General features: G+C 64.6%; 23 protein-coding genes. 10 read left to right on the top strand and 13 right to left on the bottom strand.

Annotated elements, in window-relative coordinates; translation table 11 throughout:
- Positions 1–133: 133 nt before the first annotated feature.
- Together IH615_RS12695 and IH615_RS12700 are read left to right on the top strand one after the other, a co-directional pair.
- Positions 134–1,252 carry an epoxide hydrolase family protein gene (locus tag IH615_RS12695; RefSeq protein WP_291362240.1) on the top strand — a complete coding sequence of 373 codons (1,119 nt, stop codon included), beginning with the start codon at positions 134–136 and terminating at the stop codon, positions 1,250–1,252.
- Positions 1,253–1,465: 213 nt separating this feature from the next.
- On the top strand, positions 1,466–2,185 hold the full coding sequence (locus IH615_RS12700; RefSeq protein WP_291362241.1) for a YafY family protein: 720 nt from the start codon (positions 1,466–1,468) through the stop codon (positions 2,183–2,185).
- Positions 2,186–2,187: 2 nt separating this feature from the next.
- Here the strand turns inward: IH615_RS12700 and IH615_RS12705 are convergent, their stop codons facing one another.
- The 3 genes from IH615_RS12705 to IH615_RS12715 form a co-directional block, all read right to left on the bottom strand.
- A complete protein-coding gene (locus IH615_RS12705) occupies positions 2,188–2,457 on the bottom strand; it encodes a metalloregulator ArsR/SmtB family transcription factor (RefSeq protein WP_291362335.1) in 270 nt (89 codons plus the stop codon).
- Entirely contained in the window at positions 2,457–2,816 is a 360-nt protein-coding gene (locus tag IH615_RS12710; RefSeq protein ID WP_291362242.1) for a VOC family protein, read from the bottom strand. The genes IH615_RS12705 and IH615_RS12710 overlap by 1 nt, the downstream gene beginning before the upstream one ends.
- A 76-nt stretch (positions 2,817–2,892) precedes the next feature.
- Complete coding sequence (locus tag IH615_RS12715) at positions 2,893–4,302, bottom strand: XRE family transcriptional regulator (RefSeq protein ID WP_291362243.1); 1,410 nt, start codon at positions 4,300–4,302, stop codon at positions 2,893–2,895.
- A 153-nt stretch (positions 4,303–4,455) separates the two neighbouring features.
- Here IH615_RS12715 and IH615_RS12720 point away from each other — a divergent pair, with 153 nt between their 5' ends.
- Positions 4,456–4,683, top strand: a complete 228-nt coding sequence (locus tag IH615_RS12720; RefSeq protein WP_291362244.1) for a hypothetical protein — start codon at positions 4,456–4,458, stop codon at positions 4,681–4,683.
- A 261-nt stretch (positions 4,684–4,944) separates the two neighbouring features.
- On the top strand, positions 4,945–6,228 hold the full coding sequence (gene aceA, locus IH615_RS12725) for an isocitrate lyase (protein ID WP_291362245.1): 1,284 nt from the start codon (positions 4,945–4,947) through the stop codon (positions 6,226–6,228).
- Between the two features lie 144 nt (positions 6,229–6,372).
- On the opposite strand, the gene IH615_RS12730 is transcribed toward aceA, so the two are convergent.
- Positions 6,373–7,011, bottom strand: a complete 639-nt coding sequence (locus IH615_RS12730) for a DUF1294 domain-containing protein (protein ID WP_291362246.1) — start codon at positions 7,009–7,011, stop codon at positions 6,373–6,375.
- 136 nt (positions 7,012–7,147) lie between these two features.
- On the opposite strand from IH615_RS12730, the gene cfa reads away from it, so the two are divergent.
- The gene (gene cfa, locus IH615_RS12735; protein WP_291362247.1) at positions 7,148–8,266 is read left to right on the top strand and encodes a cyclopropane fatty acyl phospholipid synthase; all 1,119 of its coding nucleotides are present in this window, start codon (positions 7,148–7,150) and stop codon (positions 8,264–8,266) included.
- Between the two features lie 61 nt (positions 8,267–8,327).
- Here cfa and IH615_RS12740 read toward each other — a convergent pair whose 3' ends face one another.
- From IH615_RS12740 to IH615_RS12750, 3 genes are read right to left on the bottom strand one after another with little or no spacing between them, the layout of a single operon-like run.
- Positions 8,328–8,546 (bottom strand): DUF6500 family protein, encoded by a 219-nt coding sequence (locus IH615_RS12740; protein ID WP_291362248.1) that lies wholly within the window; start codon positions 8,544–8,546, stop codon positions 8,328–8,330.
- Between the two features lie 12 nt (positions 8,547–8,558).
- The gene (locus IH615_RS12745; RefSeq protein WP_291362249.1) at positions 8,559–9,011 is read right to left on the bottom strand and encodes an NUDIX domain-containing protein; all 453 of its coding nucleotides are present in this window, start codon (positions 9,009–9,011) and stop codon (positions 8,559–8,561) included.
- On the bottom strand, positions 9,011–10,534 hold the full coding sequence (locus tag IH615_RS12750; protein ID WP_291362250.1) for a YifB family Mg chelatase-like AAA ATPase: 1,524 nt from the start codon (positions 10,532–10,534) through the stop codon (positions 9,011–9,013). The genes IH615_RS12745 and IH615_RS12750 overlap by 1 nt, the downstream gene beginning before the upstream one ends.
- A 179-nt stretch (positions 10,535–10,713) precedes the next feature.
- Here IH615_RS12750 and IH615_RS12755 point away from each other — a divergent pair, with 179 nt between their 5' ends.
- Complete coding sequence (locus tag IH615_RS12755; protein WP_291362251.1) at positions 10,714–11,553, top strand: GH25 family lysozyme; 840 nt, start codon at positions 10,714–10,716, stop codon at positions 11,551–11,553.
- 86 nt (positions 11,554–11,639) lie between these two features.
- On the top strand, positions 11,640–11,762 hold the full coding sequence (locus tag IH615_RS12760; protein ID WP_275693105.1) for a hypothetical protein: 123 nt from the start codon (positions 11,640–11,642) through the stop codon (positions 11,760–11,762).
- Positions 11,763–12,050: 288 nt separating this feature from the next.
- Here the strand turns inward: IH615_RS12760 and IH615_RS12765 are convergent, their stop codons facing one another.
- Positions 12,051–12,689 (bottom strand): MarC family protein, encoded by a 639-nt coding sequence (locus tag IH615_RS12765; RefSeq protein WP_291362252.1) that lies wholly within the window; start codon positions 12,687–12,689, stop codon positions 12,051–12,053.
- Positions 12,690–12,800: 111 nt separating this feature from the next.
- On the opposite strand from IH615_RS12765, the gene IH615_RS12770 reads away from it, so the two are divergent.
- On the top strand, positions 12,801–13,511 hold the full coding sequence (locus IH615_RS12770) for an HAD family hydrolase (protein ID WP_291362253.1): 711 nt from the start codon (positions 12,801–12,803) through the stop codon (positions 13,509–13,511).
- Positions 13,512–13,528: 17 nt separating this feature from the next.
- Here the strand turns inward: IH615_RS12770 and IH615_RS12775 are convergent, their stop codons facing one another.
- Positions 13,529–13,912, bottom strand: a complete 384-nt coding sequence (locus IH615_RS12775) for a hypothetical protein (RefSeq protein WP_291362254.1) — start codon at positions 13,910–13,912, stop codon at positions 13,529–13,531.
- Positions 13,912–14,862: a glutathione synthase gene (gene gshB, locus IH615_RS12780; protein WP_291362255.1), complete on the bottom strand. Its 951-nt coding sequence runs from the start codon at positions 14,860–14,862 to the stop codon at positions 13,912–13,914. Before gshB ends, IH615_RS12775 begins: the two co-directional genes overlap by 1 nt.
- 236 nt (positions 14,863–15,098) lie before the next feature.
- Here gshB and IH615_RS12785 point away from each other — a divergent pair, with 236 nt between their 5' ends.
- Positions 15,099–16,208 carry an endonuclease/exonuclease/phosphatase family protein gene (locus IH615_RS12785; RefSeq protein WP_291362256.1) on the top strand — a complete coding sequence of 370 codons (1,110 nt, stop codon included), beginning with the start codon at positions 15,099–15,101 and terminating at the stop codon, positions 16,206–16,208.
- On the opposite strand, the gene IH615_RS12790 is transcribed toward IH615_RS12785, so the two are convergent.
- The gene (locus tag IH615_RS12790; RefSeq protein ID WP_291362257.1) at positions 16,205–16,588 is read right to left on the bottom strand and encodes a YraN family protein; all 384 of its coding nucleotides are present in this window, start codon (positions 16,586–16,588) and stop codon (positions 16,205–16,207) included. The genes IH615_RS12785 and IH615_RS12790 overlap by 4 nt on opposite strands.
- Positions 16,557–17,444, bottom strand: a complete 888-nt coding sequence (gene rsmI / locus IH615_RS12795; protein WP_291362258.1) for a 16S rRNA (cytidine(1402)-2'-O)-methyltransferase — start codon at positions 17,442–17,444, stop codon at positions 16,557–16,559. The genes IH615_RS12790 and rsmI overlap by 32 nt, the downstream gene beginning before the upstream one ends.
- Positions 17,445–17,527: 83 nt before the next feature.
- Here rsmI and IH615_RS12800 point away from each other — a divergent pair, with 83 nt between their 5' ends.
- On the top strand, positions 17,528–18,757 hold the full coding sequence (locus IH615_RS12800) for a penicillin-binding protein activator (RefSeq protein ID WP_291362259.1): 1,230 nt from the start codon (positions 17,528–17,530) through the stop codon (positions 18,755–18,757).
- A gap of 4 nt (positions 18,758–18,761) precedes the next feature.
- Here IH615_RS12800 and hemW read toward each other — a convergent pair whose 3' ends face one another.
- On the bottom strand, positions 18,762–19,898 hold the full coding sequence (hemW, locus tag IH615_RS12805) for a radical SAM family heme chaperone HemW (protein WP_291362336.1): 1,137 nt from the start codon (positions 19,896–19,898) through the stop codon (positions 18,762–18,764).
- Between the last annotated feature and the right edge of the window lie 4 nt (positions 19,899–19,902).

Here is a 19,902-nt window from a genome sequence, read left to right on the forward strand (position 1 = left end):
CCTTGATCCCTCCCCACAGACGACTGCCCAACCGGCGGGCAGCTGCTTCCGTCTGAAGCTGTCAGCAGCCTTGCTGCCAAGAACTGTCAGCTGCCCTGGCGCATTGTCTCTCCAACGATAACGGAGAGCCGCCATGCCTACTCCCTTCACCATCGCCATCCCGGATGCCGAGATCGCCGATCTCAAGGCCCGTCTCGCCGCGACCCGCCTGCCACGCAGCGTCGAGGGCGCCGGCTGGAGTGACGGCATCGAAGCCGGTTTCCTGCAGAGCTTCGTGGACTATTGGGGCAACCGCTATGACTGGCGCGCTGCCGAGGCGCGGCTCAATGGCTTTGCCCAGTTCACCGAGGTCATCGACGGCGAGACCGTGCATTTTGTGCAGGCGAAAGGCCAGGGAACCACCAATGTTCCGCTCCTTGTCGCCAATGGCTGGCCGTCCAATTTCGTCGAACTGCTGCCGCTCGTTCCGCTCCTGACGCAGCCGGTCGATGGCGTCGCTTTCGACGTGATCATCCCTTCGCTGCCCGGCTATGGCTTTTCGGGCCAGCCGACCCGACCCGGCATGAACCTGACAAGGGTGGCGCCGCTCTGGGCCGAGCTGATGACAAAGCTGGGCTATGACAGATTTCTCGTTTCAGGCTCGGATATGGGCGCCGGCGCGGTGATGGCGTTGGTACGCGATTTTCCCGAGCGGCTGATCGGCGCGCATTACATCAACGTGTATTTCGGCTTCCCCAAGCCCAGCGACCCGACGCAAGAGGAACAGGCCTATTTCGACCGCCTCAACTACTGGCAGTTTGCCGAGGGCGCCTATGCGATGATCCAGGCCACCAAGCCAGCCACCCTCGCGGTTGGCCTCAACGATTCCCCGGCCGGTCTCGCCGCCTGGATTCTCGAGAAGTTCCGGACCTGGAGCGACAATGGCGGCGATGTCACCAATGCGTTCGATCTTGAAGACCTGGCGACGATCATCTCGATCTACTGGTTCACCCAGACGATCGGCAGCTCCGTGCGGCTCTACAAGGAGGCCTTTGCCGATAGCGAGCTGCCCAAGAAGCCGGCCCGGCACACGGTTCCGCATGCCATTCTCCTGCCGCAGGCGGATAATCCGGCGCCGCGCGCCTGGGGCGAGCGGAATCTGTGGAATATCGTGCGCTGGACCGAACTGAGCCATGGCGGCCATTTTCCGGCGCTCGAAATCCCCGAGACGGTGGCCCATGACATTCGTGCCTTCCATGGCCAGATTTCGTGAGCTTGCAGTCGACACCCTCCCCCTTGCGGGGAGGGATCAAGGGTGGGGGGCGTTTGGCCCGGATATCGGGACTCTCAACACAACCTCCCAACCTCCCCCGTCGAGGGCGAGGTGCCGCGCGGTGGTTGCGGCGGCGTCGGGTAGAGCCACGGATGGCACCCTTGGCGTCGCCAGCAGAATCTGGCATCAAGTCCTCCCAGAGGAGAACAAAGCATGGACAAGACCGAGCGTCTCTTTGCGGTCATGGATGCGCTGCGCCGCCATCGCCGGCCGGTTACGGCGGCCGCAATGGCCGAGGAACAGGGCGTTTCGGTGCGGACGCTCTATCGCGACGTGCAAACCCTTATCGGGCTGGGGGCGCCGATCGATGGCGAAGCGGGGGTCGGCTACATGCTGAAGCCTGGCTTCTTCCTGCCGCCACTGATGTTCTCGCCCGAGGAGCTCGAGGCGCTGGTGCTGGGCGCGCGCTGGGTCGGCGCGCAGCCCGATGACGGGCTGGGCGCAGCCGCGAAAAATGCCCTGGCCAAGATCGCCACCGCGTCGCCCGAAGACCTGCGCGACCGCATCAACGATACCGGGCTCTGGCCGGTGGCGGTGTGGAGCGCCGAGTCACGGCGGCCCATGCCCATTCTGGGGCAGGTGCGCCAGGCGATGCGCACCGAAAAGGCGCTGCAGATTTCCTATGAGGACGAAGGCGGTAACGCCTCCCAACGTACCATCTGGCCGGTTCAGCTGGCCTATTACGAGGGCAAGCAGGTGATCGCCGCCTGGTGCTGCCTGCGCACGGCCTTCCGCAATTTCCGCACCGATCGCATTGTCGAGCTTGAAGTGACCGAGGATCGCTATGGCAAGCGCCGGGCCGTATTGGAGCGCGAGTGGCGCGACAGCTGGGAGACGGATCGACGCTGGCAGGGCGGGGCGGACCACCGCTGAACTCAGTCCCCGAGGATATCCCTGATTCCGCGCCGCGCTGCCTTCAGCACGGCCGGATCGGTCCGGTAGAACCAGTTGCGGCCCTGCTTGTCGAGGGTCAGCAGGCCCGCCGTGCGCAGCACCTTGAGATGTTCCGATACGGTGGCCACAGCCAGGTTGGAGAGGTCGGCCAGCTCTCCCGCCGCGCGTGGCGCGTCGCGACAGGCGCGCAGGAACAAGCGGCGATCGGGATGCGACAGTGCGCGCAGCACCTGGTCGAGGTCGATATCCATCAAGCCTGGATCAATGTCAGCACATTGCCGGCTGGATCGGCGATCTGGGCTTTCTTCACCCAACCATTGTCGGTCTTGGGCAGCACGACGCTGCCACCTTCGCGCACGGCCAGGTCGAGCGCACTATCCAGGTCGACCACGACCACGCCGAAGGTCAGCGACGGCGTGGGCGTCTCGACTATAGCCCCGTTGGGACTGCCTTCGGGCGTCGCCACCATGGCATAGCCGGGACCTTGCGGCGCGACCTCCCAGCCAAAGAGGCTGGTATAGAAGTGCCGCAGCGGCGCCAGCTCGGGACCGGCAATGTCGAAATGGCCGAAGCCATTGATCTGGTGAGGTTTACGCTGTGGATGGCCCATCGCTGCTCTCCATATTTCGGGTATGGTCGAAATGTCATGCAACATATTTCGCCTTTTCCCGAACTGTCAAGCCGCCTTATCCCATCCGCGCATAGAGGCTCTCCGGCCGCACATTGTCATCGAGCCGGAAGCGATGATCGGCCGGCGGATGCGCCCGTTGCCCGCATTCCATCCTTGGACAGATGCGGCAGCCCACCCCGATCGGCACCACCTGGCTTTCCCCGGTCAGATCCATGCCATCGGAATAGATAAGCTCCTTGGCATGGTGGATCGAGCAGCCCAGCCCGATCGACAGGTAGCGGCGCGGCGCGTTGTAGCGGTGATCGCCCTTGGCAATGGCGCGGGCGATGCAGAAGTAACGCTGCCCGTCGGGCATCTGGCTGAGCTGGATGTTGATCCGCTCGGGGCTCAGGAAGGCCGAATAGATGTTCCAGCGCGGGCAGGCCCCCGAATGACGCGGGATGTGAATGCCCGAGAGTGAAAAGCGCTTGCTGATATTGCCGGCAATGTCGGTGCGCACCAGATGCAGCGGAATGCCCGAGGCGCCCTTGCGCTGCAGCGTGGTCATGCGGTGGCAGACCTGCTCGAAGCTGGCGCCGAAGCGCCGGCCGATGCGCTCGATATCGTAGCGATAGTCGCGGCAGGCGCGCAGGAACGGCTCATAGGGCATGACCAGTGCCGCAGCGAAATAGGCCGAGAGCACATTGCGGGCGAGGGCCGGCGCGTCGCCGTCGGGCAAGGCCGAATCGGCGATGATGGCGTCGATCTCGCCGCCCGCGGCCAGTTGCCCCAGCTGGTGGGCCACCAGGAACAAAGCCGATTCGGCCGGCAGGATATCGGACACCAGCAGGTGCTGGCGCCGCTGGTCGAGCTGGCGGGCAATGCCCTGGGGCAGGGAGGCCAGGCGCATCTCGACGCCGAAGACGTTGAACAGGTAGGTACGCAGCCCATAGTCGAAATTGTCGCCGCTATGGTCGATATCGGCGCGAATGCGCTCGGCCGCGGCTTCCAGCGAGGGAAAATGGTTGGCGTTTTCCTGGAGGAAATCGGAAATGGCGTCGGTGGCGAGGTGGAACGGCTCGGCTTCGCCTGACCCCACCGGCTGCGGACCGGACTTGGCCACAAGCCGGTAGCGATCATAGAGCTTGAGGATCGCGCGGGCGGCGGCAGGATTGGCGTGGGCCAGGTCGCGGATTTCAAGATTGGTCACGTCGCTATCGGCGAAGATGTCGTCGCCGAAGGCCTCCATCAGGTCACCGAGCAGGCGCCCCTCGTCGCTGTCGACCAATTCGCCCGGTTCGACGCCAAAATAGCCGGCAATGGAAAACAGCAAAGGCACCGTCACCTTGCGGCGGTTATGCTCGATGAGATTGAGATAGCTGGCGGAAATCCCCAGCGCCGTGGCGAGATCGGCCTGGGCCAGCTTCTTGCCGCGCCGCAAGCGCTTGATGCGTCCGCCGATCTGCATTTCCGCAGCGTCGTTCATCGTATCCTCCCCGGTGTTTCTTGACAGACTTTACAGCTTTGCCGCCGAAACTTGACCAGCGCTTTACAGCTTTACAGGCCCTTTGACCCATTCTTCTTGCATCCAACCCCGTTTTGTCAAATCTTTACATCAACGAGATGAGGAGACTTTCGGATGAGCCCTGCCATCAGCGAACGCGAAGAATACCTGACCATAATCGCCCCCACGGCGAGTGAAGCCATGGCGCAGTTCAAGGCCCGGGGCCTGGACACGATGGGCTATGCCATTGCCGGCAAGATCGGCCGCCACCAGTTTTCGCTGGTGGGCGGGGAGGGCAGCACGGAGCTCTTCTCCGGCAACGGCATGATCGCCGCCACCTTCAGCCGGAAGGTGATGGGGTGATCTAGTCAACTCCACCTGGCCCACCCTCCCCCTTGTGGGGAGGGACGCGAGATAGGACTTAGCCCTTCGTTAAGTCCGTACATCGAGCAGGGCGGGGGTGCGAGAGCCCCAATATCGCGGCCAAACAACCCCCGCCCTGATCCCTCCCACAAGGGGGAGGGTGTCGACTGAGACATCGAAGCCATCCCATTGCTTCACGTGAATCACTGAATCCGCCGTTCCACCGGACCGGCGAAGCCATGTCCCGAGGAGGAGACAAGAATGCTCGACAAGCCACATTTCCCGACGCCCGATTACGCGCCCGATCGCTGGCGCAATATCGCCCGCACCTATAGCCAGACCGATGTGGCGCGCCTTTCGGGTTCCCTGCCGATCCGCCATACCCTGGCGGAGAACGGCGCCAAGCGGCTGTGGGAACTCCTCCACACCGAGGATTTCGTGCCAACCCTGGGCACGTTCACCGGCAACCAGGCGGTGCAGCAGGTCAAGGCCGGGCTCAAGGCCATTTATCTGAGCGGCTGGCAGGTGGCGGCCGATGCCAATAGTTCGGGCAACATGTATCCCGACCAGAGCCTTTACCCGGTCGACAGCGTCCCCAGCGTGGTCAAGCGCATCAACAAGGCGCTGCAGCGCGCCGACCAGATCCAGACCATGGAACAGGCCGAAGGCATTGCCACGACCGATCTCGATTTCTTCGTGCCCATCATAGCCGATGCCGAAGCCGGCTTTGGCGGTTCCCTCAACGCCTTCGAGCTGATGAAGGCCATGATCGAGGCCGGCGCCGCGGCGGTGCATTTCGAGGATCAGCTCGCCTCCGAGAAGAAATGCGGCCATCTGGGCGGCAAGGTGCTGGTGCCGACCAGCCAGTTCATCCGCACGCTCAATGCCGCCCGGTTGGCCGCCGACGTCATGGGCGTGCCCACGCTGATCATGGCGCGGACCGATGCGGAAGCGGCGCGGCTGATCACCTCGGATATCGATCCCTATGACGCGCCCTTCGTTACTGACGAGCGGACGCCGGAGGGCTTTTACAAGCTCAAGGGCGGCATCGACGCGGCTATTGCCCGCGGCATCGCCTATGCGCCCTATGCCGACCTCATCTGGTGCGAGACATCAAAGCCGGATCTGGCCGAGGCCAGGAAGTTCGCCGAGGCGGTGCGCAAGGTGCATCCGGAGCAGATGCTGGCCTATAATTGCTCGCCCAGCTTCAACTGGGCCAAGCATATGGACGAGGCTGCCATGGCCAGCTTCCAGCGCGAAATTGCCGCCATGGGCTACAAGTACCAGTTCATCACGCTGGCGGGCTTCCACAATCTCAGCCTCACCACGTTCGAACTGGCCCGGGCCTATAAGGAAGACGGCATGGCAGGCTATTCGCGGCTGCAGCAGGCCGAGTTTGCCGCCGAGGCGCACGGCTTTTCGGCGGTCCGGCACCAGCGCGAAGTGGGCACCAGCTATTTCGACGCGGTCTCGATGGCGGTGAGCGAAGGCAAGAGCGCCACCACCGCCATGGGCGAGAGCACCGAGACGGCGCAGTTCCACTGAGGCGTAGCCACCTCTCCCTTTGGGGGAGAGGTGGCGCCAAACCGACGGGTGAGGGGGCCTTATTACCAGTCTGGCGAAGGGGAAGGCCCCCTCACCCGACCCGAAGACGGGTCGACCTCTCCCCCAAGGGAGAGGTGGGGAAGCCTACCCGGACACCCAGCCGAACAGCGCCCCCAGCCAGCCGAAGGCCAAAGCCGCCAGGCCCAGCGTATGCAGCAGGGCGATGCCCCAGGTGGTGGCGACGAAGCGGGGCTTGACCGTCTTGTGCCGGTAGACCTCCTGCGCAGCCAGGCCGCCGATAATGCCGAAGCACAGATCGACAACGTGGAGATTGGTCTCGCTGACCCGGTATTTGCCGGTCAGGGCATAGAGCTTGTCGAAACGGTAGAGCAGCGCCGAGCCTGCGCCCATGGCGGCATAGAGCAGGCCGATCCATTGCGGCGCCCGATCGGTGCCGATGGCCCACAGAATCAGCAGCGTCATCAGGGTGGCCGCCGCCGTGCGCAGGCCGAGCTTGTAGCGCGACACCCCGGTTGCGGGGCGCTTGACCTCGCGCAGCGTTGCAGGGCGTGGCGTGGGGTTGGTGCTGGCGATGGTTACATCCACGGCCGAAAGCCGCCCCTTGCGGCCGGTTGTGGTGGCGAATTCGAGACTATCCCCCAGCCGCGGCCGTGCGCCGGCTATGCTGGAAATGTGGACATAGTAATCCCGCCCCGTGTCATCCCGCACGAAGCCATAACCGCCCTTGTTGTTCCACTGGATCAGTTCACCCGATCGACGCATCGTTCATCCGCTGACACCTCACCATGACCAATATGAGGCAGTGGTTAAGCAGATATGACGGGGCCAACAAATGGTTGATCGTCAATCGACGATGGTGTTAACCTGACGGCCTGCTGAACAGATCATTGCTGCTGCCATGTCTGAATCCGCGAAGCGTTTTGTTCTCGGCCAGTTGCAACGGACCGGGGTCGTACTCAACGGCCCCAATCCGTGGGATCCGCAGGTCCATAATGACCGGCTATGGGCCCGCCTGCTGCGCGATGGTACGCTCGGGCTGGGCGAAAGCTACATGGAAGGCTGGTGGGACGCCGAGGCGCTCGACCAGTTCCTGTTCCGCCTGGTCGATGCCAGCATTCAGGATGCCTTTCCCAAGGACCTTGCCGTCATGTGGAGTCTGGCCCGCGGCCGGCTGCTCAACCTGCAGCGCCTGCGCGTGACCGAGGTGGGCGAGAAGCACTACGATATCGGCAACGATCTCTATGCCGCCATGCTCGATCGCCGCATGGTCTATTCCTGCGGCTACTGGCAGGGCGCCGACAGCCTTGAGGCAGCGCAGGAGGCCAAGCTCGACCTGGTCTGCCGCAAGCTGGACCTGAAGCCGGGCATGCATGTCCTCGATATCGGGTCGGGCTGGGGCGGTTTCCTGCACTTTGCCGCCGAGCGCTATGGCGTGTCCGGCGTCGGCGTCACGGTCAGCAAGGAGCAGGCTGCACTGGCCAATGAACGCACAGCAGGCCTCCCCGTCGAAACGCGGCTGCTCGACTACCAGGCGCTGGAGGGGCAGTTCGACCGGATCATCTCGATCGGCATGTTCGAACATGTCGGCTACAAGAACTATCGCGCCTATTTCGAGAAGGCGGCAAGCCTGCTCAAGCCCGACGGGCTGATGCTGCTGCATACCATTGGCGGCCACACCTCGACCACACATGGCGATCCGTGGAGCGAAAAATACATCTTCCCCAATGGCATGCTGCCCTCGATTGCGCAGATCGGCAAAGCCATTGAGGGGCTCTTCGTGATGGAGGACTGGCACAATTTCGGCGCCGACTACGACCGGACCCTGATGGCCTGGCGGGACCGGTTCGACGCGGCCTGGCCGGCGCTGGCGGGCGAAAAATATGACGAGCGGTTCAGGCGCATGTGGCGCTACTATCTCAGCAGCTTTGCCGCCGTGTTCCGCGCCCGCCATCTCAGCCTGTGGCAGATCGTGCTGTCGCCCCGTGGCGTGCCCGGCGGCTATGCCAGCCTCCGCTGAGGCGGATTCACGTGAAACACTTATCCACAGGCTTATGCACAGGCGGCGGCGGGACCGCTCGCTAATCCAGCGCGGTGACCAGCGCGCGAATCTTGGCCGCCTTCTCGAAATGATCGAGCCTGTTGGTGCGAATCCACCATTCCGCAGCTTCCATCAGCAATTCGGGGTCATCATTCCGGTTGGCGAAGAAGGCATAGAAGGAGAGGCCGACCTCGGGGCCCTTCTGGGCAATCTTGCGGTCGCACACGGCGATGATCTTGTCTCGAAGCGAGGGGGTCATGCGGCGGCCTTGCTAAAATAGGAGCTTGCGCAGGGGCAGTTTCACGGCACCGGGGAAGCCGGCGGCGAGATCGCGCGGGAAGCGGGTGCGCAAGGGCTCGGGAAAAACGTGGCCCTCCGGCAGCGCATCGAGGGCAAACCAGCCGGCCTCGACGATGTATTCGCCTTCGCCGGGGTTGTCGCCGACATTGAGCTCGCCCGAGACATAGTCGGCGAGGAACCAGAATTTGAGAATGCGCTGCGCCTCGTTCCAGCCCTCGTCGATATAGGCCAGGCGCGTCGCCACGACGTGGATGCCGGATTCCTCGAAGGTCTCCCGCTCGGCGGCACGGGCCAGTTCCTCATTGCCCTCGACGCCACCGCCGGGCGCGATCCAGAAATCATGCTGGCCGGGCTGCCGGTGGCGGACCAGCAGGATGTGGCCGTCGCGCACCACCAGGGCGCCGCAGGAAATGCGGTGGATCATCAGGCTGTCCCGAAATTAAGCCGATAGCTCAGCGCTTCGGCGATATGGGGGCGGCCCACCCGGTCGACGCCGGCCAGGTCCGCCAGCGTCCGGGCCACCTTGAGCACGCGGTGATAGGCGCGGGCCGAGAGATTGAAGCGTTCGGCCGCCTGCAGCAGCAGGGTCTGGCTCTCCTTGTCGGGATTGACCACGGCTTCGATCAGGGTCGAGCCCGCCGCGGCATTGGTGAAGACATCGGGCGCGCCATGCTCGGCAAAGCGCTGGCGCTGTCGCGCCCGGGCGCGCGCCACGCGCTCGGCCACGGCGGCCGAACTTTCGGCGGCATCGGCCGGCGCGATCATGTCGGCCGCCGTCACCGCCGGCACGTCGATGCGGATGTCGATGCGGTCGAGGAACGGCCCCGAGACCCGGCTTTGGTAATCGTCGGCGCAGGCCTTGCCGCGGCGACAGGTATGGCCGGGCGTGCCCGCCATGCCGCATTTGCACGGATTCATCGCCGCGATGAGCTGCACCCGGCTGGGATAGCTCACCCGCGCATTGGCCCGGGCGATGACGGTCTCGCCTGATTCCAGCGGCTGGCGCAGGCTGTCGAGCACATTGGGGGCGAATTCGGGCAATTCGTCGAGAAACAGCACGCCATTGTGGGCCAGGCTCACCTCGCCCGGCCGCACCCGCAGGCCGCCGCCCACCAGCGCCGCCATGGAGGCGGAGTGATGCGGCGCGCGGAACGGCCGGCGATCAGAAATAGCCCCGCCGGCCAGTTCGCCGGCAATGGACTGGATCATCGAGATATCGAGCAGTTCGCGCGGATCGAGCGGCGGCAGGATGGAGGGGAGGCGGGCGGCGAGCATCGACTTGCCCGATCCGGGCGGGCCGACCATCAGCATATTGTGGCCGCCGGCCGCCGCGACTTCGAGCGCCCGTCGCGCCACCTGCTGGCCGCGGACGTCGCTGAGATCGGGCAGGCCGCCCTGGGGCAGGTATTTGCGCGGCACCGGCCGGGGCGCCAGCTGGGGGCCGGTCAGGTGATTGGCCAAAGCCAGGAGGCTCTCGGCCGCAATGATGTCGAGGCCCTCGCCGGCCCAGGCGGCTTCGGCCCCGGATGGTTCGGCGCAGATCAGCCCGAGATCGCGGCCCTGGGCGGCGATGGCAGCCGGCAGGATGCCGCCGACATGGGCGAGGCGCCCGTCGAGCCCCAGTTCGCCCAAAGCCAGATAGCCGTCGAGCGCATCCTGCGGGATGGCGCCGATGGCGGCCATGATGCCCAGCGCAATGGGCAGGTCGTAGTGGCTGCCCTCCTTGGGCAGGTCGGCCGGCGCCAGGTTGACGGTGATGCGCTTGGGCGGCAGGCCGAGGCCCGAGGCGACCAATGCGGCGCGGACCCGCTCACCCGATTCCTTGACCGCCTTGTCGGGCAGGCCGACCAGGATGAACTGCGCCATGCCCGGCGCGATCTGCACCTGCACATCCACGGGCACCGCCTCGATGCCCTGAAACGCCACTGTCGCTACGCGGGTGACCATCGCCCATGCCCCAAGCCCTGAACCAGCCTAGCAAAGCCATCAGGCCATCACAAGAACGTAAAGCGAACGAAGTATGACCTGTTAACCACGCGGCTTGCCACAAAGGTAAACCTAATCCGGCGTTAACCGGCCCATGTTGAATCGAAGGCACAGTTTTGTAATGCGTAGAGTTCTGCCCGATGACCATCGCCTGGCCTTCGTTCTCCCCATCCGGATTTGCCAAGGGGACTGCCGCGACGCTGCTGGCCGCCCTGTTGGTGGCCTGTTCGTCCGGTGGCGGCCTCTATGGCCCGATCCAGGGCGATAACCGGCCGCATTCGGGCGTCGACCGGGCCCGCGCCATGCCGATCCAGGGGATCGACGTGGCGCGCTACCAGGAAAATATCGATTTCCGCCAGGCCTTTGCCTCGGGCACGCATTTCGTCTTCATGAAGGCGACCGAGGGCAAGGACTATATTGACCCCAATTTCCGGACCAACTGGGTACGGGCGCGCGAGGCCGGCATGCCGCGCGGCGCCTATCACTTCATGACCTGGTGCTCGCTGGCTTCGGAACAGGCAGCCTGGTTCATCCAGAACGTGCCCAACGATCCCGACGCGCTGCCGCCGGTGCTCGACCTTGAATGGAACAACCATTCAAGCTGCCGCAACAAGCCCAACCGCGCGGATGCGCTCGAAAAGGTACGCGTCATGCTCGAGGCGATGGAGCGCCATACCGGCAAGCTACCCATCATCTATACCGACATGAATTTCCATCGCGACGTGCTTGAGGGCGAGTATTTCCCCAATGCCTTCTGGCTGCGCTCGACCGCCGCCGAGCCGCATGAGCGCTATGGCAACCGCACCTGGACCTTCTGGCAGTGGACGCAGACCGGCGTCGTGCGCGGCGTGCGCGGCGAGGTTGACCGCAATGCCTTTTATGGTGGGCAGAACGAATGGATCCAGTTCCTGCTGACCGGCTGCGATCCGCGTGCCATCGCCTCGCTGGGACCGAGCGGCCGCTGCCAGTCGGCGAAGTAAATCAAGCCCTTGCCAGCCATTTGAGGCAGGTCTAGCCTTTGGCGGTATTCATCGGGGCCGAGTGCCCGACGCGAGGAGAACGTGAGATGGCCAAGGGTCAGATGCGCAGCAACAAGGAAGCCAAGAAGCCGAAAAAGGACAAGGTGGCCGCCGCCAAGCCGGTCACGGGCCTGGGTGCGGGCAGCGCCGGCAACACGGCCAAGAAGTAAGCCTCGACTTGTGGAATGGACGAGGGCGGCCGGCGCGAGCTGGCCGCTTTTGTTTTAGCTGGCGCTGGCCTCGAGCGGCAGCAGCATTTCGGAGCGGGCGACGGTGGCCTGGGCCGAGCCGGCAGCCAGCATGGCCAGGATCATCAGGGCAAGGGCAGCAGCGATACGCATGGTCCGGATCCTCGATGGGATATCTGGCACAAGCAGATGCGCCTCCCGGCCGCCGGGGTCAATGACAGCGTTAAGACTTGATTAACATAGCAATTTTACGAAATTACGACGCGAGGGTCAGGCGGCGCCAGCCAGGATGCCGCTGGCCTTGACGCCGTCGAAGACGAATTGCACGGCCAGCGCCGCCAGCAGGATGCCGACCACGCGCGACACCACGGCAAGGCCGGTGACCCCCAGCAGGCGCTGGATGGGGATGGCCACCAGGAGCGTCAGCCAGGCCAGGAACAGGATCACCACGATGGCGACCAGCACGGCCCAGAACTCGGCCGGGTTATGCGTGCCCGTGGTCAGCAGGATCACCGCGCTGATGGCGCCGGGACCGGCCAGGAGCGGCATGGCCAGCGGAAACACGGCGATATCGTCGCGCGAGCGGGCTTCCACCTCTTCCTGATCGGTAATGTCGGTGCCGCCGGAATGGCGGGCGAACACCATGTCGATGGCGATCAGGAACAGCAGCAGGCCGCCGGCGGTACGCAGGGCCGGAATGGTGATGCCGAAGACTTCAAGGATCGGATTTCCCAGCACGGCAAAGAGCAGCAGGATCAGTCCGGCAATGATGACGCCACGGGTGGCGAAGGCGAAACGCTGCTGGGCGGTATTGTGTTTGGTCAGCGCGGCAAAGATGAAGGCGATGTCGGCCACGCCCACCGTGGCGAACAGGGTCGCGAAGGCGACGAGGAATGTGGTGGTGGGCATGTGACGCCAGGCTCCGGTTTGGTCCAGCTTTACGGCATTTGCGCGCCGAGGCCAATTGCCAGCGCGCGATACGACCCCTAGGCTCCAGCCGCCCAGTCAGGAGCCTGTCGCATGCCCGATCCGTCCGCCATCCGCGGCATCCTGTTCGACAAGGATGGCACCCTGATCGACTTCAACCGCACCTGGTTCGGCATCATCATGACGCTGGCCCGCACTATTGCGAACGATGACGAGGCCGCGGCACGCAACCTGGCCGAGCAGGGCGGCTATGACTGGCAGCAGCAGCGCTTCGTCGGCGGTTCGGTGGTCGCTGCTGGTACCGTCGCCGACCTGGTCGATCTCTGGCATCCCAACCTCCCGGCTGCCGACCGCACAGCCCGCATTGCCGGCTATAACGACGTGGCCGTCGACGAAGGCAGCCGACGCGCCGCCGGCATTGCAGGTCTCGATTACACGCTCGAAACCCTTGTCGCGCGCGGCTTCCAGCTCGGCATCGCCACCAATGATTCGGAAGCGGGGGCCCGCGCCACGGCCACGGCGCTCGGGCTGACCGATTACTTCGCCACGATAATCGGCTACGACTCCGTCGCCCGGCCCAAGCCCTGGCCCGACCAGTTGCACCTGTTCGCCGAGCGCACCGGCCTTGCTGCCAGCGCCATTGCCATGGTCGGCGACAACACCCACGATCTCGAAATGGCCCATGCCGCCGGCGCCGGCCTCGCCATCGGCGTGCTCTCGGGCAACAGCACCCGCGCGGAACTGGCCCCACGCGCCGACATCATTGTGGACAGCATCGCCGACTTGCCGGGATTGTTTGGCTGAAGCCAGGCCGTCGCGCGTCAGAGCATCCGCGCACCCGTCGCGAGGCCAGCCAGCAGCAGCAGGGCGGCGCCGTCGATCCAGCCGCGCGAGCGGGTCAGCCAGGGCGCCCGCGGGCGGTCGGTGGGCAGGAAGCGCAGCAGCCAGACAGCGCCATAGGCCACCCAGGCGAGGAAGAACGCCACCATCACGAGATCAGCCCAGCCGGAACGGTTGAAGCCGACCATGATGCGGGTGACGCCGGCACCCAAGAGGATCGACAGCAGGTAGGCGCCGACAACGAACAGCGAATTGCGCCAATAGGCCGCCGACAGCCGCGGATCGACCGGCCAGCTCTTCCTGCGCCAGCGACGGAACAGGAACCAACCGATTCCAGCGAGGAGAGCCGCGACCAGCGCCCACATCAGGCGCGGCGCTTCTCGATGGCGTCCCAGATCATCACGGCAATGTCCGGGCCGCCGAAGCGCTTGATTTCGCGGATGCCGGTGGGGGAGGTGACGTTGATCTCGGTGAGGTAATCGCCGATCACGTCAATGCCGACAAAGATCATGCCGCGCTCTTTCAGGGCCGGGGCGATGGTGGCGCAAATTTCTCTTTCGCGCGCGGTCAGTTCGCTGAGTTCCGGGCGGCCGCCGACATGCATGTTGCTGCGCGCTTCGCCATCGGCGGGAATGCGGTTGAGGCCGGCCACCGGTTCGCCATCGATGATGATGATGCGCTTGTCGCCCTTGCGCACGTCTGGCAGGTATTTCTGGATCATGAAGGGTTCGCGGTAGTTCTGCTCGAACAGTTCGAGCAGGCTCGCCAGGTTATGGTCGCCCTCCTGAATGAAGAACACGCCGGCGCCGCCATTGCCATAGAGCGGCTTGACGATGATGTTGCCGTGCTCCTTGCGGAAGTCATAGATCATCGCCCGGTCGCGCGTCACCAGAGTGGGCGGCATCAGTTCGGGGAAGTCGGTGACGAGGATCTTTTCGGGCGCATTGCGCACGGCGGCGGCGGGATTGACCACCAGCACCTTGGGCTCCAGCTTTTCGAGCAGATGCGTCAGGGTGATGTAGTTCATGTCGAAGGGCGGATCCTGGCGCATATGGATCACGTCCTGGGTCGAGAGATCGACGCGAACGGCCTCGCCCAGTGAGAAATGCTTGCCCTTGGGCTTGTCGAAGACCTGGATGGGTTGGGCCAGAGCCGACACCGTGTGGCCACGCAAGGCCAGGGTATCGGGCGTATAGTGCAGCAGCTCATGGCCGCGGGCCTGTGCCTCGAGCATCATGGCGAAGGTGGAATCGCCGCGCGGATTGATGGATGCGACATGGTCCATCTGGACCGCGACTTTGAGTTTTTTTGCCATGATGCGTCTCGAACGGTCCTGAAATCTCAGTAGGCCTCATCCTGAGCCTGTCGAAGGACGAGGTCGTGGCAGGGTCGGCGGGACCGACCCCGGGGCCCCCACCCGAGTGGGCGAAGGCACCATGACATGGCGCGACCCGGACCGTGACGCAAGGGCTTTCAGACCGGAACGCTACGGATTGGCGCCTGTCACAATTGGAGCGCATGATGGCTGCGCTGTGGACTGCGGAGGCCATCATGAAGATCGCGGCATTCAATGTGGAGAATCTGTTCGACCGACCCAAGGCCTTCAATCTTGATGATCAGGCCAAGGGTTCGGCCATCACCGATGCGGTGGCCGAGATCAATATGCTTGTTAACAAGGACGAATACTCCGCCGCCGACAAGGCGCGCATGCTTGATCTGATCAGGCAGCTACAGCTGACCTCTCCCAATCCGCCCTTCGCCATCTTTCGCAAGATCCGCGGCGCGCTGTGGAAGAAGCCCAAGAATGGCCCGCTGGTCATCGTGGCCGAGGGGCGGGCCGACTGGGTGGGCTGGGTCGAGCTCAAGACCGAGCACAACAATGCCACGGCGGTGATGAATACCGGCCGGGTCATCAAGGCAGTCGCCGCCGATATCCTGGCGGTGATCGAGGCGGAAGATCGCGTCGCGCTCAAGCAGTTTTCCGAGCAGGTGCTGCTCAAGCTGGGCGGCGATCCCTATGACGAGATCATGCTGATCGACGGCAATGACGATCGCGGCATCGATGTGGGCCTGATGGTCACCAATGGCTATTCGGTCGGGCTGATGCGCAGCCACATCGCCGACATGATGCCCAATGGGCAGCGCGTCTTTTCCCGCGATTGTCCGGAATATGAGGTGATCACGCCGACAGGTGAGCGCATCTGGATCCTGCCCAATCATTTCAAGTCCAAGTTTGGCGGCAATGACCAGAGTTCGGTGAACAAGCGCGCCGCCCAGGCGCAGCGGACGGCCGAGATCTATGAGCGGCTGCGCGGCGAGGGCCAGGACAAGATCGTGGTACTGGGCGATCTCAACGATACGCCCGATTCGGTCGCTCTCAAGCGCCTGCTGCAGCAGACCGACCTCAAGGATGTGAGCGAGCATTCCGATTTCTCGCCCGGCACGTTCCAGGGCATCGGCACCTTCGGCACCGGCAACAATGCCAACAAGATCGATTACCTCCTGCTGTCCCCGGCGCTGTTTGCGCGGGTCAAGTCAGCCGGCCTCTTCCGCATGGGCGTCTGGACCGCTTCGGGGCGCTGGCCGATGTTTCCAGAACTCGAAAAATCCATCCACGCCGCCAGCGACCACCACCTGATCTGGGTGGAGATCGCCGACTAGAGGCCGAAGGCGTTGACGAGGTGACGCGGCCAGCGGCCGGGGGTCAGGAAGATGATGTCGAAGCGCAGCGGTGTCGCCGCCTTGGCCGGGTGGCGCGCCAGCCAGTATTGTGCAGCCCTGATGATGCGGGACTGGTTGACGCCTTCCAGGGTCTCGGCTTCGCTTGCCGCCTTGCTGCGCGCCTTGACCTCGACAAAGACCGTGGTGCCGAAGCGCTCGGCGATCAGGTCGATCTCGCCGACCGGGGTTTTGTAGCGGCGCTGCACGATGCGGTAGAGCTTGCAGCGCAGGAACAGGGCAGCCAATGTCTCGCCGCGATGACCGCCCCGATAGGCCTTGATCCGCGCCTTACTTTTCGGCTTTGAGGGCGAGGGCGGCATCATAGACCTCCTTGCGCTTGAGCCCGAATTTATCAGCCACCTCGTCTACTGCGGCCCGCAGGGGCTGGTCGGCCATGGCGGCCAGCAGCGCCGCCTGCCAGTCGGCTGCATCGGGTGCTGCGGCTTCGGCGGCGCCGGCCACGACGATAACGGCCTCGCCCCGGGTCTCGGTATCGGCAAATTGCACGGCCAGTTCAGGCAGCGTGCCGCGATGCACGCGCTCGAAGCGCTTGGTCAGTTCCAATGCTACTGCGGCCTGCCGCTCGCCCCACAGTTCCGCCATCGCCGCCAGAGTATCGTCGAGCCGACGCGGACTTTCGTAGAAGACCAGCGTTTCACGTGAATCGCTCAGTGCCTTGAGTGCATTGAGCCGCGCGCCGGCCTTGGGCGGCAGGAAACCGTGGAACGCAAAGGCATCGGTGGGCAGGCCCGCCACCACGAGCGCCGATAGGAGAGCCGAGGCGCCGGGAATGGGAAAGACCGGCTGGCCGGCCTCAGCCATGGCCCGGATCAGCGGAAAGCCGGGATCGGACAGCAAGGGCGTGCCGGCATCGGAAATCAGCGCAATCGCTGCGCCACCCGCGATCCGACTGACGATCTCCTCCGCCTTGGCCCGCTCATTATGCTCATGCAGCGCGATACGGCGGCCTCTGATGCCATAGTGATCCAGCAGCCGCGCCGACATGCGGGTGTCTTCGCAGAGGATCACCGAGGCGGCGGCCAGCGTCTCCAGCGCCCTTATGGTGATGTCGCGCAGGTTGCCGATGGGGGTGGCGACGACATAGAGGCCGGGCGCCAGCGGCGGGGCGGGGAAGGCGGTTCCGGCGATGAAATAGCCCGAATTGGTGTCGTTCATGCGGAGCGGTTCCGGCCGGTTGAGACTTGGTTAAGAAATGCGGTTCTAAATGTTAACAGTCTGCTAGCATTTCGGGGCCGGGCGTGACCACGCATCGACTGACATGTCATGGCATAGCCGGGGCCCTCATGGCCATGGCGGTGCTTGCCCTCAGCGCCTGCTCGCCCATCCAGATCGGCTCGCGCACCCTCGATTTCGGCGGCGGCGGTCCGTCGGCCCAATCCATTCCCAGCCAGCCGGCGCCAATGATGCCCAGCGGCCCGGTCCAGAGCTTCGGGCGCGGCCCGGTGCAGGTGGCGCTGCTGCTGCCACTGACGGGCGATCCGGCTGTCTCCGGCGTCGGCCAGTCGCTCGCCAATGCCAGCCGGCTCGCCATCGCCTTCATCGAGGCCAATCCCAATATTGCCGAGAACATCACCATCAGCCTGCGCGATACCGGCGGCACGGTGGGTGGCGCCACCGCCGCCGCCAGCGCGGCGGTGACGGCAGGCGCCAAGCTGATCCTCGGCCCGCTCAAGACCGAAGAGGTGACTGCAGTGGGCGCCGTCGGTCGCTCGAGCGGCGTGCCCGTCATCGGCTTTTCCAACAATCCTGCCGCTGCCAGCCCGGGCGTTTACCTGCTGAGCGTGCTGCCCGACATGGAAATGAAGCGCTCGCTCAACTGGATCAAGGCGCAGGGGCGGCGCGGCATTGCCGGCGCCTTTCCCGCCACGCCCTATGGCCAGGCGCAGGAAACCGCGTTCCGCCAGCAGGCGGTCATTGCCGGCTTCGCACCAACGGCGGTCTATACCTTCTCCTCGGCCGGGGAGGCCCAGCAGATCGTCAACCAGGCGATGGACCCGATCAAAAGGGGCATGATCGACACGCTCTACCTGCCCGACCGCGCCACGGCGCCCAGCTTTGGCGCCTCGCTGGCACAGGCGGGCGTAACACCCGACATGTTGCAGATCGTCGGCTCGGCCGACTGGGAGGGCGACCCGGCCATTGCTGGCGCGCCCCAGCTCAGCGGCGCCATCTATCCGGCGGTCGATCCGGCGGGCGTGGCGGCGATATCGGCGGACTATCAACGCCAGTTCGGCGGCCCGCCGCATGCGCTCGCGACTATCGCCTATACGGCAACGATCCTGGCCAACGTCAACACGCTGTCGATGGCCAATCCGCCCTACAATCCCGTGCTGATGACATCAGCCCAGGGCTTCAACGGACGGGATGGCGTGTTCCGGTTTTTGGGGAACGGCAAGGCGGAATATGCGCTGGTGCTCAAGAAGGTGGCGCCAGGCGGAACGCAGGTGGTGGAGCCGGCAGGGCTCTAGGATACTAAGCCGCCAGGTCTGCCACAACGGCATCCAGTACCGGAAAGCCCTTGTCCGTCACGCGCAGGTTGCCGTTGGGCAGGGTTTCGAGGAAGCCGTAGCCCTTGAGCGCGTCGATCTGGCTGCGCGAAATCTGGCGGCCGGAAATGGCGGTGAAGCGGGCCGGCGAAATGCCCTCCTTGAGGCGCAGGCCCATGACGAGGAACTCGTCGCCCTGCTCTTCCCAGGTGAGGACATCATCCACCACCATGCCGTGGCCCTTGGTCTTGACGAGCTTCTGCCAGTCGAAGGGCATTTTCTCGGCGGCGGTGGCGTGGCGCTGGTTGTTGATCATCAACCGGCCATGGGCGCCCGGACCGATGCCGGCATATTCGCCATAGCGCCAATAGAGCATGTTGTGGCGGCTTTCCTGGCCGGGACGCGCATGATTGGAAATCTCGTAGGCCGGCAGGCCGGCGGCAGCCGTCAGCTCCTGGGTCAGCTCATAGAAATCGGCCGCGAGGTCTTCGCCCGGCATCTGCAGCTTGCCGGCCTTGTGCAGGTCGAAATAGCGCGTGCCCTGCTCGATGGTGAGCATGTAGAGGCTGATATGGCCGCGGGCGAGCCAGAGACCTTCCTTGAGCTCGTCTTCCCAGTCTTCGAGGGTCTGTTTGGGGCGGCCATAGATCAGGTCGAAGCTGCTTCGCTCGAACACCGACTGGGCGATACGCACCGCAGCAATGGCCTCGTCCACCGTATGGCGGCGACCCAGCTCGGCCAGCGGGCCTTCGCGCAGCGACTGCACGCCGAGAGAAACGCGATTGACGCCGGCGGCGCGATAACCCTTGAAGCGGTCGACCTCGACGCTGGTCGGATTGGCCTCGAGCGTGATCTCGGCATTGGCATCCATCGTCCAGTGTTTGGCGATGGCATCGAGAATCCGGCCGGTCGATTGTGGGTTCATCAGCGAGGGCGTGCCGCCGCCGAAAAAGACCGACTGCACGACCCGGCCCGGCGCCAGTTCGGCCGCATGGGCAATCTCGCGCTCATAGGCGGCGACATAGTCGATCTCGTCGAAGGGCCCGCGATGGACGTGGGAATTGAAATCGCAATAGGGGCACTTGGACGCGCAGAACGGCCAATGCACGTAAACGCCAAACATGTCG

This window comes from Devosia sp. (genome assembly GCF_014860165.1).
In the GTDB taxonomy this organism is placed as follows: domain Bacteria; phylum Pseudomonadota; class Alphaproteobacteria; order Rhizobiales; family Devosiaceae; genus Devosia.